The sequence below is a fragment of the Bacillus tequilensis KCTC 13622 genome (genome assembly GCF_000507145.1).
In the GTDB taxonomy this organism is placed as follows: Bacteria; Bacillota; Bacilli; order Bacillales; family Bacillaceae; genus Bacillus; species Bacillus tequilensis.
Genome location: NZ_AYTO01000016.1, coordinates 20756 through 35047, shown reverse-complemented (window position 1 = coordinate 35047; position 14292 = coordinate 20756). Strand labels below are relative to the sequence as shown.

General features: G+C 40.7%; 16 protein-coding genes. 8 read left to right on the top strand and 8 right to left on the bottom strand.

Translation table 11 applies throughout. From position 1 onward, the window contains the following. The gene (locus V756_RS0106620; RefSeq protein WP_024713994.1) at positions 1-708 is read right to left on the bottom strand and encodes a DUF421 domain-containing protein; all 708 of its coding nucleotides are present in this window, start codon (positions 706-708) and stop codon (positions 1-3) included. Between the two features lie 214 nt (positions 709-922). On the opposite strand from V756_RS0106620, the gene V756_RS0106615 reads away from it, so the two are divergent. The 4 genes from V756_RS0106615 to V756_RS0106600 all read left to right on the top strand — a co-directional run bounded on the left by V756_RS0106615 (position 923) and on the right by V756_RS0106600 (position 2684). Continuing rightward, complete coding sequence (locus V756_RS0106615) at positions 923-1507, top strand: DUF421 domain-containing protein (RefSeq protein WP_024713993.1); 585 nt, start codon at positions 923-925, stop codon at positions 1505-1507. Between the two features lie 125 nt (positions 1508-1632). Next, the gene (locus V756_RS0106610) at positions 1633-1872 is read left to right on the top strand and encodes a spore germination protein (protein ID WP_024713992.1); all 240 of its coding nucleotides are present in this window, start codon (positions 1633-1635) and stop codon (positions 1870-1872) included. A 49-nt stretch (positions 1873-1921) separates the two neighbouring features. Then, complete coding sequence (locus V756_RS1000000124325; protein ID WP_240939723.1) at positions 1922-2215, top strand: hypothetical protein; 294 nt, start codon at positions 1922-1924, stop codon at positions 2213-2215. A gap of 232 nt (positions 2216-2447) precedes the next feature. After that, on the top strand, positions 2448-2684 hold the full coding sequence (locus V756_RS0106600; RefSeq protein WP_024713991.1) for a spore germination protein: 237 nt from the start codon (positions 2448-2450) through the stop codon (positions 2682-2684). A 1038-nt stretch (positions 2685-3722) separates the two neighbouring features. Here the strand turns inward: V756_RS0106600 and V756_RS0106590 are convergent. The 4 genes from V756_RS0106590 to V756_RS0106575 form a co-directional block, all read right to left on the bottom strand. Further along, positions 3723-4061, bottom strand: a complete 339-nt coding sequence (locus V756_RS0106590) for a thioredoxin family protein (protein ID WP_024713990.1) — start codon at positions 4059-4061, stop codon at positions 3723-3725. A 178-nt stretch (positions 4062-4239) separates the two neighbouring features. Beyond that, on the bottom strand, positions 4240-4629 hold the full coding sequence (locus V756_RS0106585; RefSeq protein WP_007609195.1) for a DoxX family protein: 390 nt from the start codon (positions 4627-4629) through the stop codon (positions 4240-4242). Between the two features lie 135 nt (positions 4630-4764). After that, the gene (locus V756_RS0106580; RefSeq protein ID WP_024713989.1) at positions 4765-5703 is read right to left on the bottom strand and encodes a ring-cleaving dioxygenase; all 939 of its coding nucleotides are present in this window, start codon (positions 5701-5703) and stop codon (positions 4765-4767) included. A gap of 25 nt (positions 5704-5728) precedes the next feature. Further along, positions 5729-6349, bottom strand: a complete 621-nt coding sequence (locus tag V756_RS0106575) for a nitroreductase family protein (protein WP_024713988.1) — start codon at positions 6347-6349, stop codon at positions 5729-5731. Positions 6350-6778: 429 nt separating this feature from the next. Here V756_RS0106575 and mneP point away from each other — a divergent pair, with 429 nt between their 5' ends. The 4 genes from mneP (at position 6779) to V756_RS0106555 (ending at position 10468) form a co-directional block, all read left to right on the top strand. Further along, positions 6779-7672 (top strand): manganese transporter MneP, encoded by an 894-nt coding sequence (mneP, locus tag V756_RS0106570; protein WP_024713987.1) that lies wholly within the window; start codon positions 6779-6781, stop codon positions 7670-7672. 112 nt (positions 7673-7784) lie between these two features. Continuing rightward, on the top strand, positions 7785-8597 hold the full coding sequence (locus V756_RS0106565) for a MerR family transcriptional regulator (RefSeq protein WP_024713986.1): 813 nt from the start codon (positions 7785-7787) through the stop codon (positions 8595-8597). A gap of 82 nt (positions 8598-8679) precedes the next feature. After that, positions 8680-9369 carry a DUF554 domain-containing protein gene (locus V756_RS0106560; protein ID WP_024713985.1) on the top strand — a complete coding sequence of 230 codons (690 nt, stop codon included), beginning with the start codon at positions 8680-8682 and terminating at the stop codon, positions 9367-9369. Positions 9370-9571: 202 nt separating this feature from the next. After that, positions 9572-10468: a carboxylesterase gene (locus V756_RS0106555; RefSeq protein ID WP_024713984.1), complete on the top strand. Its 897-nt coding sequence runs from the start codon at positions 9572-9574 to the stop codon at positions 10466-10468. A gap of 263 nt (positions 10469-10731) precedes the next feature. On the opposite strand, the gene V756_RS0106550 is transcribed toward V756_RS0106555, so the two are convergent. From V756_RS0106550 to V756_RS0106540, 3 genes are all read right to left on the bottom strand, one after another. Further along, on the bottom strand, positions 10732-11271 hold the full coding sequence (locus V756_RS0106550) for a sugar O-acetyltransferase (RefSeq protein WP_024713983.1): 540 nt from the start codon (positions 11269-11271) through the stop codon (positions 10732-10734). Positions 11272-11316: 45 nt separating this feature from the next. Further along, positions 11317-11991, bottom strand: a complete 675-nt coding sequence (locus V756_RS0106545; protein WP_024713982.1) for an HAD hydrolase-like protein — start codon at positions 11989-11991, stop codon at positions 11317-11319. 120 nt (positions 11992-12111) lie between these two features. Next, positions 12112-14286, bottom strand: a complete 2175-nt coding sequence (locus V756_RS0106540; protein ID WP_024713981.1) for an MMPL family transporter — start codon at positions 14284-14286, stop codon at positions 12112-12114. Positions 14287-14292: the final 6 nt, after the last annotated feature.

Here is a 14292-nt window from a genome sequence, read left to right as displayed (position 1 = left end):
TCATTCTTTATCGATAGGGACTGATATATGGTCTTTATATTGATCCACATAAATATGCCCATTGCCGAGCAAAACCGCGTATACGATATCTTTTACCGTTACATCTCTTTTTTGCAATTCTTCAAAAAGCCAGGATTCCGTCAAATGATTTTGCATCAAATTATTCTCAATGATTTTTCCATCCATAATCAGCTCTATCGGCAGTTTATTCTCACTATTAACCTCGATCATTAAATCCTGTTTTGTCACATACCGGAATTGCGGTTTTCTTAACACAGTCAGCTGGCCATTCGTCTCAAGGATCGCAAAAAGAACTTCTTCGATATTGAAAATTTCCTTTTCACGCAATTGCTGATTTAAATAGTCAAGTGTATAACGCATTTTCCTCATATTTGATTCCAGTATCTTCCCGTTTTGAATAAGCACTGTTGGATCGCCGGCAAAGAATTTTCTCAGCTTCCTGTTCTTTATCGCCAGAAACGAAATAAGAAAAATGGTCAGCACAAAAATGCTAAACGAAATGGCCATATTGTGAGGTTTGATTTTGGTATTGTATGCCAGCCCGGCAGCAATCGCCCCCAGTGTGATCGCTGCGATAAAATCAAAAATCGTCATCTGAGAGATCGTCTGCTTGCCTAAAACTCTTTCTGCAATTAACAACAAGCCAACGCTGGCAACGGTTCTAATGACAACTTCTATTTCAATCATATTAAGGCACTCCCCAATTACCAAATGGTTTGGATAAAAATCTCCTGCTGATGTCATTGTTTAACTTATTGTATCCATCTATACCAATAACATTGGCCAGACCAAAATATCGTGTACATACAGAATGAATCGTCAGCCTTTCGGATATATTAAATCGCGAATGGCTGCATAGCCGCTTCATGACAAATCCATTACTCATTGGTCAGGTGGTCGCATGAATTTTACTTGGGAAGCTTTTGTTCTCATTATAGCCGGAGTTATTTTACTCAGAATTTCAGGAAGAAAATCAATCGCACAAATGACCTCAACTCAAACGGTTGTCATGATTTCTATCGGAACCATTATCGTTCAGCCAATCATTGAAAACAGCCTCGTCAAAACATTGATCGGCGCGGCGATTTTCACAATGACACTTATCCTTATGGAATGGCTTCAGATTCGATTTAACATAATTGAAAAGATGCTAACCGGAAAGGCAAAAATTGTGATTGAAAACGGGCAGCTTCATATTGAAAATTTAAAGAGGATGAGACTTACAGCTGATCAGCTTGAAATGCAGCTGAGACTCCATGGCGTAACAGCCATACAAGATGTCAAAAAAGCGACATTAGAAGCAAACGGCCAATTGGGATTAGAATTAACCGCTGATGCTAAGCCTTTAACAGTCAGGGATCTCAAACAACTCATTCACCCGGATTTCTTAAGGAAGGATGGACAAGCCCAGAATTCAGGCAATCAGAATATTTTTGATGAAATTGGTAAAAAGCATAAAAAAGAGACCCCTAAAAAACTGCATTAAAAAGCGCTTGGGGATTTATGTAGTTTTATGTCTATCACCGTATGTTTTTGCCGTTTTGTTTAAGCAGTTGCCGCTCATATGCCATATTGTATAAACAGCAATAATCGAGAGGAGAAGAGAGATGAATGATGAGATGCACTGTAATTATTCATTCGATATCCGGAAACAGCGTTTTCAATAATGGCTCTGCACTTTCTATCAGCCCGTTCTCTGTGTCTAAAACAACAGAGGGTGCCGGAGGAGGCAATACAGGAATGGTTTTTGAACGCACCTTTTCCAGTCAAACAAACTCCTCAAACAACCAAGCCTTTAATCAAAATATTGCAAATGCGATTCAAGAACTGATGAACCAGATTTTAACGTAGATTTTTCATCGTTTACCAAACCAGATATTTTCACTTACTGAGGTGCCGTATGTATTTTCCAAATATCCACACAAACTTTTGGGATGCCGTGATAGCTGTTCCAACAATCATCTTGATCACCCAAATTCTCAAAATGTTGCTGAAGATCCCCAAAACATTTGTCCCGTCCGCCGCCTTGATAATAGGCCTAGCCATTTCGATTTTTATAAGCCATCGACACAGCCTCTTTTCCGGCATATTTATGGGCTGGTTTTACGGCTACGCCGCTATCGGTTCCTACTCATCTTTGAAAACCACAATCATATCCTTTAGGCAAAATAAAAATGAAACGCCAAATTCTTAGATGACAATCATGATCTGCCGCCTGAACTTAGTCAGGCGGCTATTCGAGCGGAATCTTGCTGTTCAAAGAATATGTTCTCTCTCATCACTGTCTTGAAGTTACATATCATTTTTACCGTTAAGTTTAAGCTAATATCTAAAAATGAAATATCCTATGAGTACAAATCCAAAATAATAGATTGTCAGCGGTCTCGGTATGTCATGTATTTATGAATGAAAGGAGCCTTTGGAGCATGCGATCTCAAATCAACATCTCAAATTTCACCATAAACGGAATCACACAAAACGCCAATGCCGATATTGGGCAAAACTTGCAAAACAGCCATACAGCGAACAGCAAGAATTACGGAGTGAATTTTACACTGGGCGATTATTCCCCCTCTACTTCGATTATCTTTTCAGTAAGTTTTGATAATGATAAAAGTGATCAAGGACAGACTGATAACCCCTCTTCACCTAGTGAGGAATAAAAAGACGCACAAAAAAAGAACTCGTTCTGAGTTCTTTTTCATCTTACTTCTTAGGTTTGTCTTGTTTGATGTGAGGCTTCTTTGCTGAAAAGCCCAATGACATTCCACAGGATGAGCGCGGAAGTGATGATGAGGTGAAGGGTACTGATGTGTTGATGGGTAAATAACTTATATCCCAAGACTGCTCCTAATGCTATGATGCAGATAAGATTAATCCATTTGCTCCAGCCCAATTTCAAAAAGCTCCTTTTTGTTTAACTGTTCAATGCCAAACAAATCTTTGGCCCATTTCATTATGACTGATAAAGAAGCGAAAAGATATAAAAAATTCCCAATTCATTCCTTAAATCTTTCTTAACAGCCTATGTGCCCAAGCCTGTTCATTCATTAAACTTGCGATTTTCTTTTCGTCGATATATAGAATCTGTTTGAGCTGATTCCTTACTAATGTTTGCCGCAAAAGTGAATGATTTCGGCTCATGTGAATTTCGAATCCTTTTACTCCTTTATGTAAGCCCGCCAAAAATGCAGGATCTACATCATCTCATTTGTGCGAGCTGTCCGGGCTTTCATACTTCAATACAAGTCTTCATAGAGTCAGCCAGTTCTTTCTCATCCTCTAAAAGCTCCGCATAAACGTGATCCGCTGTGTCATTCCAACAGGCATTGCCAGCACTCATCAAGAGCGGTAAGTGGTTGCAGCATGCCTTCATTCATTGAAAACAACGTGGCAAAACCGTTTTCCCGGATGACATCATGAGCTTCTAATTCGGTAAGTTGAAATGGGGCTGAATAAACCTCCTTTCTGGTTAAGGATCGAACTGACATTTTCAAAGGTACGGATTTGAATAAATACATATGTCGCAGTAAAAAATATGATTTTTGCTTTTCACCATGATCGTCCTAAATACAAACAGCCATCTTACATCACGCATGGTATCCAGCTCTTAAAACAAGCATGGAGGGCAGTGTGACACAATCCCTATCATGACAAAAAGCCCCTTAAAGGGGGCTTTTCATTTATAAAGTATAAACACTTTATTCATCTTGATATATCTGATAAACCCTTTTCAGCCTTTCTTCGAGCTGTTCAAAATGAACAAAGCGGGCTTCTCTCAGAAACTCAGTCCCATCAATGAACAAAAGAAGCACGGGGACAGTGAAGACTGAAAATCTGCCGGCAACCTCTTCTACCTCGTCAGCATTGATATGCCCCAATTTGATATGTGGAAACTGATCCAATACTTTTCTGAGCTGCGGGAGAACAGCGTGACATACTGTACAGGCGGGTCTTGAAATGTAGATAAAACTGAATCGGTGCTGTTTAATAAAATTCTCTATAGAATCTAATGAATGTAAGTTTGTCAGCTCTTTCATCAAAACCCTCCTTCAAATCGGCCCGTCTTTCATGAACAAGCTCATCCATACGCGTACATTCACTATACACATTTATATGGATCATATCCGCTTTTTTGCTTTGAGAGCACCTTAATGTTGTGCTTGAAAAATAAAAGAACAGTTACTGCTTTTCAGTAACTGTTCTTAGATCCTTATATTAAAAATGCAAAGCGTAAGCTCCTGAACCGATAAGTGCAACTCCGATGGAGACTGCAATCAGCACCAAGTTATATTCAAAACCGCCGGCACCGTTCGCAAACCCTTTCGCTCCATGGACTTTTACAATGGCACCTAACATAATGATCGTTATGATAGCAGCTCCAAGCGGGAGGAATACACCTAAAATAAATAAAATTCCGCTTGCGAGTTCCCCGAGGCCTGATAAAGCGGCCGCGGCATTGCCCGGTTTAACTCCAATTGATTCGAACCATTGTCCGGTTCCTTTAATCCCGTATCCGCCAAACCAGCCGAATAATTTTTGTGATCCATAAAACAGAAACACCACACCAATCATGATACGAATAAGCAACAATCCTGCATCTTCCATTTTTAATCTCTCCTCGTTTTTGTTGTAATATGATATGCTGAAAGGCAGCAGTCTGATTCTTTTCAAGTACCGTCCAGCAACATCGGTTGAATACATGTCTCTTTCTTTTTCTTCATGCGTCAGCAGTCATTAAGACTAATCTAGTTCTCTCACTTCAAACGGCAGCAGCCCTTGTTCAATTTGTGCCCGGTGCGGTTCATACTGCTCAGGGAGCATCAATTTGCCGCCCATCGTTTCTTGTGATTCATCATGTGCAAAACCCGGGGGATCAGTAGCGATCTCAAAAAGAATTTCCCCATGCTCTCTGAAGTAAATCGCATTAAAATAGTTTCTATCCCGAACCGGGGTCACACCATATCCATGGGCAGCAATATATTTTTGCCAATCTAATTGATCTTCGTCATCATCGGCCCGCCAAGCAATGTGATGGACCGTGCCGACACCCATTTGCCCGCGGCCGATAGGCGTTAACTTAAGGTCAATCACATTTCCGATATCACCGGCAGAGTGATAACGAATGAAGTCTCCTTCCTTGCCGACTCGCTCCAGTCCCATGATGTTTTCTAACAGTTCACCTGTTTTTTCAGGCTGTGCTGATAACAGGGTTGCACCGCCAAAACCTTTAATGGCAACATCCGGGGTTACATCTCCGAATGTCCACGTATTGGCCTCCCCTGCTTCTCTTTCCACGATTTCTAAATGCAGGCCATGGGGGTCATCAAATTCGATATATTGTTCTCCAAAACGTTCGATTTTTGTGTATGGCACGTTGAACTTTTCAAGTCTCTTTTCCCAAAATGCCATGGCACCGTTCGGCACGACATAAGAAGTCACGCCAACTTGGCCGTCTCCAATGATGCCTTGGCGGGCGCCCGCCCAAGGAAAGAAGGTGATAATTGTTCCCGGCTTCCCGCCTCCATTCCCAAAATAAAGGTGATACGTACCTGGATCATCAAAATTGACCGTTTGCTTGACCAATCGCAGCCCCAGCACTCCCGCGTAGAAATCAGCATTCTCTTGAGGGTGACCGACAATTGCTGTAATATGATGGATTCCCATCGTTTTTTTAGCCATTTTTATCCGCTCCTTTACATAATATTTAGATATACTCTACAAACTCATTCACAGGCTTCCGGTAGCCGCGCGGCCTTCTGCTTTCTGTTTTTTCTTTCCCGATTGTAATCATCATCACAACCTCAAACCGGTCATCTATGTTCAAAATCTGTTTCACGGCTTCAGCATCAAACCCTATCATCGGACAGGTATCCCAGCCTTTTTCCTTAGCACTCAGCATAAACATCATCGCAGAAAGCGAAGCATTTCTTATCGCCTCATCTCTCTTAAATGGTTCTCCCCTGTTTTCATAAAACGAAACGGTGTCTTGAACCATATGATCATACTCTTGTTTATTGAGTACCCCCAGCACCTTTAATCCTTCATAAATGTCAGCAGCTTGCTGGTATGCCTGCTTATCCCCTAAAACCAAAAGAACCGCTGATGAGCTAAACACTTTATATTGTCCGTTTGCGGCCTGCTTCAGCTTTTCTTTCACATCCGGGTCAAGAACCGTCACATATTTTGTATGCTGCAAATTAAAAGCTGATGGAGCCAACGCAACCAATTCAAACATTTCGTTGAGTTCATCTCTTGTGATTGGATGATCTGGAAGAAAGTTGCTTGCAGATCTTCTTTCATTCACTAGCTGTACAAATTCAGCCATTTCTCTCGCACTCCCTTTTATCTCGAATTCGAGATATTATGGTATAAAAAATCAAATAGCATATGATCAAAAAAACGAAGCGTTCTCTCCCCTGATCTTTTCGTGATTCAAACGATCGGAAGGTTATTATCCTGCACTCTAATTAAATTATCTCGAATTAAAACATCTTGAATATGAGACAATAATAAAAGATAAATACTTAAATGTCAACAGTTCATTTTCAAATTCAGCGGAATTTTTCTGTGTGCTGTTTAGCCCTGCTCCAACTTTTTTTCTTTCACCTTATTTATTAGTAAACAGGAAACAACGTTGCTATAGACCCACTCGAAACTGAATTGGTATGATAAGCAAAGTGATTACACAAGAAAGGATACGGAGAGCGAATCAAAAGCGCTCCTGTTTTTTTGTGCAGTTTTATAGGAGGACAAAATGACAAGTGAAAGAGAACAAATAAGCAAAAAAGTCGCTTTGATTGCATTGATAGCCAATCTGATCTTAATGGCAGGAAAGATCTTTTTTGGACTGATAGGCGATAGTGAAGCCGTTTTTGCCGACGGTATACATTCTGCAGCGGATGTCGTGGCTTCGATTGCTGTCCTGGCCGTGATCGGCATTTCTAATAAGCCGCCCGATCAAGACCATCCTTTCGGGCATGGCAAAGCTGAAGTCATCAGCGAAGCGATTGTAGGAATCATATTAGTGCTCGTTTCCGTGTATATTCTAATAGAAGCGATTTCGTCCTTCGTTGAAGGTCCAAGCGTTCCGCAATACAGCGCATTGTTTGCGGCTCTGATTTCCTACGTGGCTAAGCAGATCTTATATCGTTATTCGATCAAACAAGGGGAAAAATGGAACAGTAAAGCGATTATAGCGATTGCATACGATCATAAAGGCGATATCGTTGCCTCTCTTGCCGCTTTTATCGGCGTCCTATTGGCGATTATCGGGAACACCCGCGGATGGTCCTATCTGTTGTACGCCGATGCAATTGCCAGTGCCATCGTGGCGTACCTCATTTTTAAGATTTCAATGGAATTAATCAGGCCGTCTGTTGACGTTCTCATGGAGAAAAGTGTTGATCCTGAACTGATAGAGGAATATAAAGCAGTTATTTTGCATTGTCCTCAAGTCAAACGGCTCGATAAAATCCGAGCGAGAGAACATGGCCACTATAAGCTGCTTGATGTCCGGTTATCTTTGGATCATGATTTGACGATTAAGCAGGGACACGATATTGCCCGCGAAATCCGAAATGAAATCAAAAGTCACTTTTCAGATGTTGAAGAAGTGCTCATTCATGTGAATCCTTATTTTGAAGAATGAAAAAGCTCCTTTTTAAGGGAGCTTTTGCTTTATGCAGCAAACTTTACTCTTATAACCCACTGTACTATATAATGTGGATGTAGCAAATCATAAGGACAGAAAGGTTGTTAGAATGAAGGAATTTTTTTCGATCGGAGAAGTTTCAAAGCTGTTCAATGTGAAAATCTCAGCACTTAGGTATTATGATGAGATTGGTCTTTTGAAACCTGAATATAAAGACGGGCAAACCAACTATAGATATTATTCTACCCAGCAGTTTGAGCGGCTGGATACCATCAAATATTTGAGGACTCTAGGTCTGCCAATCAATAAACTCCTTGATTTTTATAACTCTCAAAATACAAACACGCTGATTGATTTACTAAAAAGCCAGCAAACTGAAATTGATCGCAAAAAGAGAGAATTGGAACGCATTGAAAAAAAGATTTCCCGCCGGATCATCCAAATAGAAGATGCCGTTCACACGCCATTACATCACATTTCAAAAATCAAACTTCCTGCAATACGTGTGGCTTACTTACAGCATGAATATATTCTCGGCCACGATATCGAACATTCATTAGCACAGTTGAGAACTCATCTGAATGTGAACGAAGACATATTCATAGGAAAGATAGGTTTGTCCATTTCAGCCGCAAATGTAAAAGCAAATCAGTTCGACAAATATTCGAGTATATTCATGATACTTGAAGATGAAACTGAAAAAACCTCATCAGAAATCACTTTTCCTTCAAGAGAATATCTTCAAATTCGGTTTAAAGGATCGCATCCGGAAGCCGAACCATATTACAAACAGCTGCTGGCCTATATAAAAGAACAAAAGTATGAAGTAGCCGGGGACTCAATTGAAGTCACACTCATTGATTATGGGATTACGAATAACCCAGACCATTATGTGACTGAAATCCTGTTGCCAATAAAATGAATATGTTTGTAAACTCCCTTGACTCTCTACTAACTGGAGGGTTTATTTTTTATGCAGAAATCATTATTGGAGGAGACAACTTATGTTAGGAACCATATTCAATACCGTTATGATCATTGCAGGAAGCATCATCGGAGGGATATTCAAAAAAGGCATGAAAGATGAATTGCAGGATATCCTGATGCAGGCAATGGGATTCGCCGCAGTCGCGCTGGGGATCAATACCATTGCACAGCATTTGCCAGATAGTCAATATCCCATTCTTTTTATCGTGAGTTTAGCCCTTGGAGGATTGCTTGGCCAGAGCATCAATCTGGAATTGCGATTCACCAAGCTGGTGAACAAATTCTCTAAAAGCAATTTAGCGGAAGGGTTATCAACTGCGATCCTATTATTTTGTATCGGTTCGCTGTCAATATTAGGCCCGGTTGAAGCCGCTTTGCATGGAGATTATACATACCTCCTGACAAACGGACTGTTAGATGGGATTACCTCCATTGTGCTCGCTTCAACCTTTGGCTTTGGAATAGCAGCCGCTGCCATTGTATTATTTGCCTGGCAGGGCTCCATCTATTTATTTGCTAAACTAATGGAGAGCGCGCTCAATACAGACCTTATAAACGAAATCACAATAGTAGGAGGCATCCTCATCCTCAGTTCAGGAATAAGCATTCTGGGAATCAAGAAATGTAAAACGATGAACCTGCTGCCTTCCCTATTGATTCCGCCTGTTGCCCTTTTTATGATTCATGTGTTTGGATTGCGGTTTTAATGAAGCGGCTCCCAAAAAGGAGGTTAATATTCTGTTATATTGATTTTCAATAATCTGTTCTAATCATTTTATTTCTTTTTTATCTTGGATTTGACGTCAAATAACCCCTGTATTATATTGTAAATAAAGGCTGTTATATCAAACTCAGACTCCCCATCACGAAACGGCACCTTCATTAAACAAAATTGGGAGGGGCATTTATATGTCAAATCATTCATCTAGTATTCCCGAATTAAGCGACAGCGGTATCCGCTATTATCAAACTTATAATGAAAGCCTTAGTCTTTGGCCAGTCCGCTGCAAATCATTCTACATATCTACTCGTTTTGGTCAAACACATGTGATTGCTAGCGGGCCAGAGGATGCCCCGCCGCTTGTATTACTCCACGGAGCATTATTCAGCTCGACGATGTGGTATCCCAACATCGCCGATTGGAGCAGCAAATACAGAACATATGCAGTTGACATTATAGGTGATAAAAACAAGAGTATTCCTGAGAATTTAAGCGGTACGAGAACGGATTACGCCAATTGGCTTCTTGATGTGTTTGACAATCTGGAGATCGAAAAGTCCCGCATAATCGGGCTTTCGCTTGGCGGCCTTCATACGATGAATTTCCTTTTCCGTATGCCTGAGAGAGTAAAAAGCGCAGCTATACTGAGTCCGGCAGAAACGTTTTTGCCATTCCATCACGATTTTTACAAATACGCTCTTAGTCTTACAGAGCCGAATGGGGTTGAGAAATTCTTAAGTTGGATGATGAGAGATCGCAATGCTCTTCACCCGAATTTTGTGAAGCAGTTTCAGGCAGGAGTGATGTGGCAGGATGGATTAAGAAATCCAAGCCCTAAAGCAGATGGATTTCCGTATGTTTTCACCGACGAGGAATTACAGTCAGTAAAAGTCCCCATTCTATTATTACTAGGTGAACATGAAGTCATCTATGATCCCCGCTCAGCCTTACACCGCGCTTCTTCGTTAGTTCCCGGTATCGAGGCGGAAATCATTAAAAATGCCGGCCATGTCTTATCAATGGATCAGCCGGCGTACGTAAATGAACGTGTAATGCGTTTTTTTAATGCAGGTAAGTGTTTATAAAATAGTAATTTGCATTCATAATGATCTGCAATATGCTTCTAGACGGGCATTCCAAAAAAAATAGAGTCTCTCTAATGGACTCTATTTTTTTTGGAAATCATTTTCTTTTGCATTTATATCATGACCAATTGGACAAAACCCGCAGCTGGTTTTGTATGCTTGTTTTATTTGGGTTTCTTATATGATCAGTTGTAAAATCCTTTATTCTTAAGATAAATTCTCAATAACCTAGGCTTCAAGGAGAGAATGCAAAGTCAAAAAAATCATTTGATATGTTTTATGACTTTCCCCGGATTCCCTGCCACGACAGAATTAGGGGGAACATCCTTCGTCACAACCGAGCCCGCAGCGATAACAGAGTTATCTCCTATTGTCACGCCAGCAAGGATGACACAGCTTCCGCCAATCCATACATTGTCTCCAATACTAATTGGAATGCCGTACCCGCTTTTATGTCTGTCTTTAGGTTCGATTGAATGTCCCGCTGTATAAATGCCTACATCAGGACCTATCATGCAGTTATCACCTATCCGTACTTCAGCAACATCCAAAATCGTACAATTATAACCGGCGTAAAAATGGTCACCCACATGAATATTGTATCCAAAATCACAGTGAAAGTTATGTTCAACGCTGGGATTTGCCCCTGCAGTTCCAAACAAACGTCTAATGATTTCTTCCTTTTTTTCAACTTCTTCAGGTTCAGCATGATTAAATTTTCGAACAAGTTTATGTGCACGAATGTTTTGTTTTCTTAATTCTTCAGTGCCGCGTTCATAGTAAATCTTGTTCTCTGAGTTCATCTTTTAGCCTCCGTTCAATATAAAACATAGCCCTATTTAAGTTCATTATATTTTCACAGTACTTATTTTCAGCTCAGGCAGCAATGTTTTCAGCTCAATGAAGTCATGGATGACAAAGTCAGCTTGAGCAAGTTCCTCTTCCTGCGCAAAATCAAAATGGCACCCGATGGCCATCAAACCATTATCTTTAGCCGCATTTATGTCAGACAATCGGTCTCCGACAACTGCCGCCTGCTGAATGTCGTATTTTTTCAGGATAGTGTTGACTAAATCTCCTTTATTCAGTGTATGTATTTGTTGAATACTAAACATTTCCGTCACCCACCTGTCCAACTGATAAAAACTCACAATTGCTTTGAGGTATTCTATTAAGCCGTTGCTTGCTATAAAAATTGAATAATTATTGTCTCTCAAATAACTGAATATCTCTTCAACGTGAGGATATAATGCGCCTTTCCCTTGATTGATATTAGCGATTAACCTTTCTAAAAAATAAGCATCCATCTTTTCTCTTATTTCATTGGAGTGGTTTGGCAATAAAATCTTCCATACTTCAGGTAAAGGAACACCCATGATTGCCCTGTATTTCTGAATGGGGGTGACCGTATCCCATTTGCCAAGTGACCTTAAAAAATCAAAAGCATCGTTTAATGATAATTCCAAAATTCGATCAGTTTGAAACAAAGTTCCATCCATATCGAAAATGAGTGATTGTGCCATAAGTGTCTCCTTTTAACTGCCGACCTCATCTTCTAAATACTACCACAATGGAAAGGCTATAGAATCCAAGAACTGATTGTTAAGCAAAAAAAGCAGATCATTAAAGATCTGCTTTTTCGATTACACACTGATTTGTTTCTTTTGTTCATGATCGATCTCTGGCTGTATTTCCTTCGTGAGCTGATGCCCTTCTATGTCCACATTCGGAATGATCTTGTCTAGCCATTTCGGCAAATACCAGGCTGCATTCCCCATCAGTTTCATCACACTTGGAATCAGGGTCATTCGCACAATAAATGCGTCAAAGAGCACACCAAAGGAAAGGGCCAATCCGTTGGCTTTCACAGTAGCTTCTCCGGCAAAAATAAATCCTGCGAAAACGAATATCATGATCAAACCGGCCGCTGTGACAACAGGACCGCTGTGTTTTAATCCAGCTTGTATCGCTTGTACCGGGTTCTTTGTTTTCACATATTCTTCCCGCATTCTGCTTACAAGGAATACTTGATAATCCATTGCTAATCCAAACAGAATCCCAATAGATAAAATCGGCAGGAACGCGAGTATCGGCCCTTTTTCAGGTATTTTGAAAAAGTCGATGAGATTCCCGTCTTGTAAAACAAATACACAGATTCCAAGAGTGGCTGTCATTGTCAATACGAAACCAGCAACTGCAGCAAGAGGAACCAGCAGCGAACGGAATACGATTGTCAGCAATACAAACGCAAAACCAACAATGAGTACAGCAAATACCGGTATCGCATCATTAAGGCGATCTGAAATATCAATATTCACTGCCGTCGATCCAGTAACGAGCAAATCCACTCCGTTTTTATCTGATAAGCTTCGTACTTCCTTTACCAAATCCTTCGTTGCCACATCATTTGGACCTGTTGCAGGAACAACCGTAATGATGGCAAAGTTCCCTTCTTTATTAGGCCTTGCAGGAGTGACACTCGCTACATGGTCTAAGCCTTTTATCTCTTTCACTGCGTCTGCGAAGGCTTTCGCCTTATTTCCTGTGACACTTTGTGCATCCGCTACGATTGTTAATTGGCCATTAAAACCTTCTCCAAACCCATCGGCAAACAAGTCATAAGCCCGGCGTTCAGGATTATCCTTCGCTTTCATCCCTGCATCAGGCAAGCCCAGTTCCAAATGCATAGATGGAATACTAATGACGATCAAAATGAGAATGCTGCAAACACTTAGCAGAATAGGATGTTTTGTGACAAAACGACCCCAAACATTTGTGTCAGAGCTTTGTTTTTCTTTTTTCTTGTTTGCTCTCGGAATCATCCGTTTCCCTGCTATTGATAAAACGGCAGGCACCAGCGTGATCGAAGCGAGAACAGCCATCAGCACAGTAAGTCCTGCTGTAAGTCCCATTGCGGACATAAATGGAATATTAACAACAGTCAATCCGCAAAGGGCGACGATCACGGTAACTCCGGCAAAAACAACTGCACTCCCAGCTGTTCCTATAGCTTTCGCAATCGATTCATTTTTTTGTATGCCTTCACTTAAAAACTGGCGGTGTTTCGTAAAAATAAATAAAGCATAATCAATCCCAACAGCAAGACCAATCATTCCTGCTAATGAAAGACTGACGGAAGCAATATCGAAAACTTGTGTTCCAATCAACACCAGTCCAATGCTTACACCTAAACCAATGAGCGCAGTTATAATCGGCAAACCCGCTATTAATAAAGAGCCAAACGTAATGGCTAACACCACAAAGGCCAAGATAATGCCGACAATTTCAGACACACCGCCTATTTCCATCTCGGCTCCCGGTATATCACCGCTCAGCTCCGTTTGCAATCCCTCATCATCAGCGATTTTCAAACTGTCTTTTAAGTGTTTAATAGAGTAATCTTTTATATCATCCGCTGAAGATTTATATTTGATATCAGCATAGGCAACTGTGCCGTCTTTCGCGATTGTTCCTGTCACAAAAGGACTTGCAATCGAGTCCACTGAATCATCTTTATTGATTTCCTTGAACGTTTTTTCTATTGCCTTTTTCGCTGAATTTGCAGTAAGTTTCTCTCCATCTTCAGCTCCGAAAATCACCCGTATGCTCCCTTTATCAGGGCCATGCGGAAATTCCTTTTGAATCACATCCATCGCTTTTTCCGAAGGTGTGTCAGGTATGGACATATCCTCAGAAAAACTTGGTTTTAACGTGATGGCAAACCCTATCGATGCAACTAACACAACGATCCACGCGCATATGACTTTTACGCGATGGCGAGCAACCCATCCTCCTAATTTATATAACATTTTTGACATGATAAT

Bases quoted from the DNA above. Each gene is read 5' to 3' on its own strand.
- V756_RS0106620 (WP_024713994.1), bottom strand. From the start codon at position 708: ATGATTGAAATAGAAGTTGTCATTAGAACCGTTGCCAGCGTTGGCTTG.
- V756_RS0106615 (WP_024713993.1), top strand. From the start codon at position 923: ATGAATTTTACTTGGGAAGCTTTTGTTCTCATTATAGCCGGAGTTATT.
- V756_RS0106610 (WP_024713992.1), top strand. From the start codon at position 1,633: ATGATGAGATGCACTGTAATTATTCATTCGATATCCGGAAACAGCGTT.
- V756_RS1000000124325 (WP_240939723.1), top strand. From the start codon at position 1,922: ATGTATTTTCCAAATATCCACACAAACTTTTGGGATGCCGTGATAGCT.
- V756_RS0106600 (WP_024713991.1), top strand. From the start codon at position 2,448: ATGCGATCTCAAATCAACATCTCAAATTTCACCATAAACGGAATCACA.
- V756_RS0106590 (WP_024713990.1), bottom strand. From the start codon at position 4,061: ATGAAAGAGCTGACAAACTTACATTCATTAGATTCTATAGAGAATTTT.
- V756_RS0106585 (WP_007609195.1), bottom strand. From the start codon at position 4,629: ATGGAAGATGCAGGATTGTTGCTTATTCGTATCATGATTGGTGTGGTG.
- V756_RS0106580 (WP_024713989.1), bottom strand. From the start codon at position 5,703: ATGGCTAAAAAAACGATGGGAATCCATCATATTACAGCAATTGTCGGT.
- V756_RS0106575 (WP_024713988.1), bottom strand. From the start codon at position 6,349: ATGGCTGAATTTGTACAGCTAGTGAATGAAAGAAGATCTGCAAGCAAC.
- mneP (WP_024713987.1), top strand. From the start codon at position 6,779: ATGACAAGTGAAAGAGAACAAATAAGCAAAAAAGTCGCTTTGATTGCA.
- V756_RS0106565 (WP_024713986.1), top strand. From the start codon at position 7,785: ATGAAGGAATTTTTTTCGATCGGAGAAGTTTCAAAGCTGTTCAATGTG.
- V756_RS0106560 (WP_024713985.1), top strand. From the start codon at position 8,680: ATGTTAGGAACCATATTCAATACCGTTATGATCATTGCAGGAAGCATC.
- V756_RS0106555 (WP_024713984.1), top strand. From the start codon at position 9,572: ATGTCAAATCATTCATCTAGTATTCCCGAATTAAGCGACAGCGGTATC.
- V756_RS0106550 (WP_024713983.1), bottom strand. From the start codon at position 11,271: ATGAACTCAGAGAACAAGATTTACTATGAACGCGGCACTGAAGAATTA.
- V756_RS0106545 (WP_024713982.1), bottom strand. From the start codon at position 11,991: ATGGCACAATCACTCATTTTCGATATGGATGGAACTTTGTTTCAAACT.
- V756_RS0106540 (WP_024713981.1), bottom strand. From the start codon at position 14,286: ATGTCAAAAATGTTATATAAATTAGGAGGATGGGTTGCTCGCCATCGC.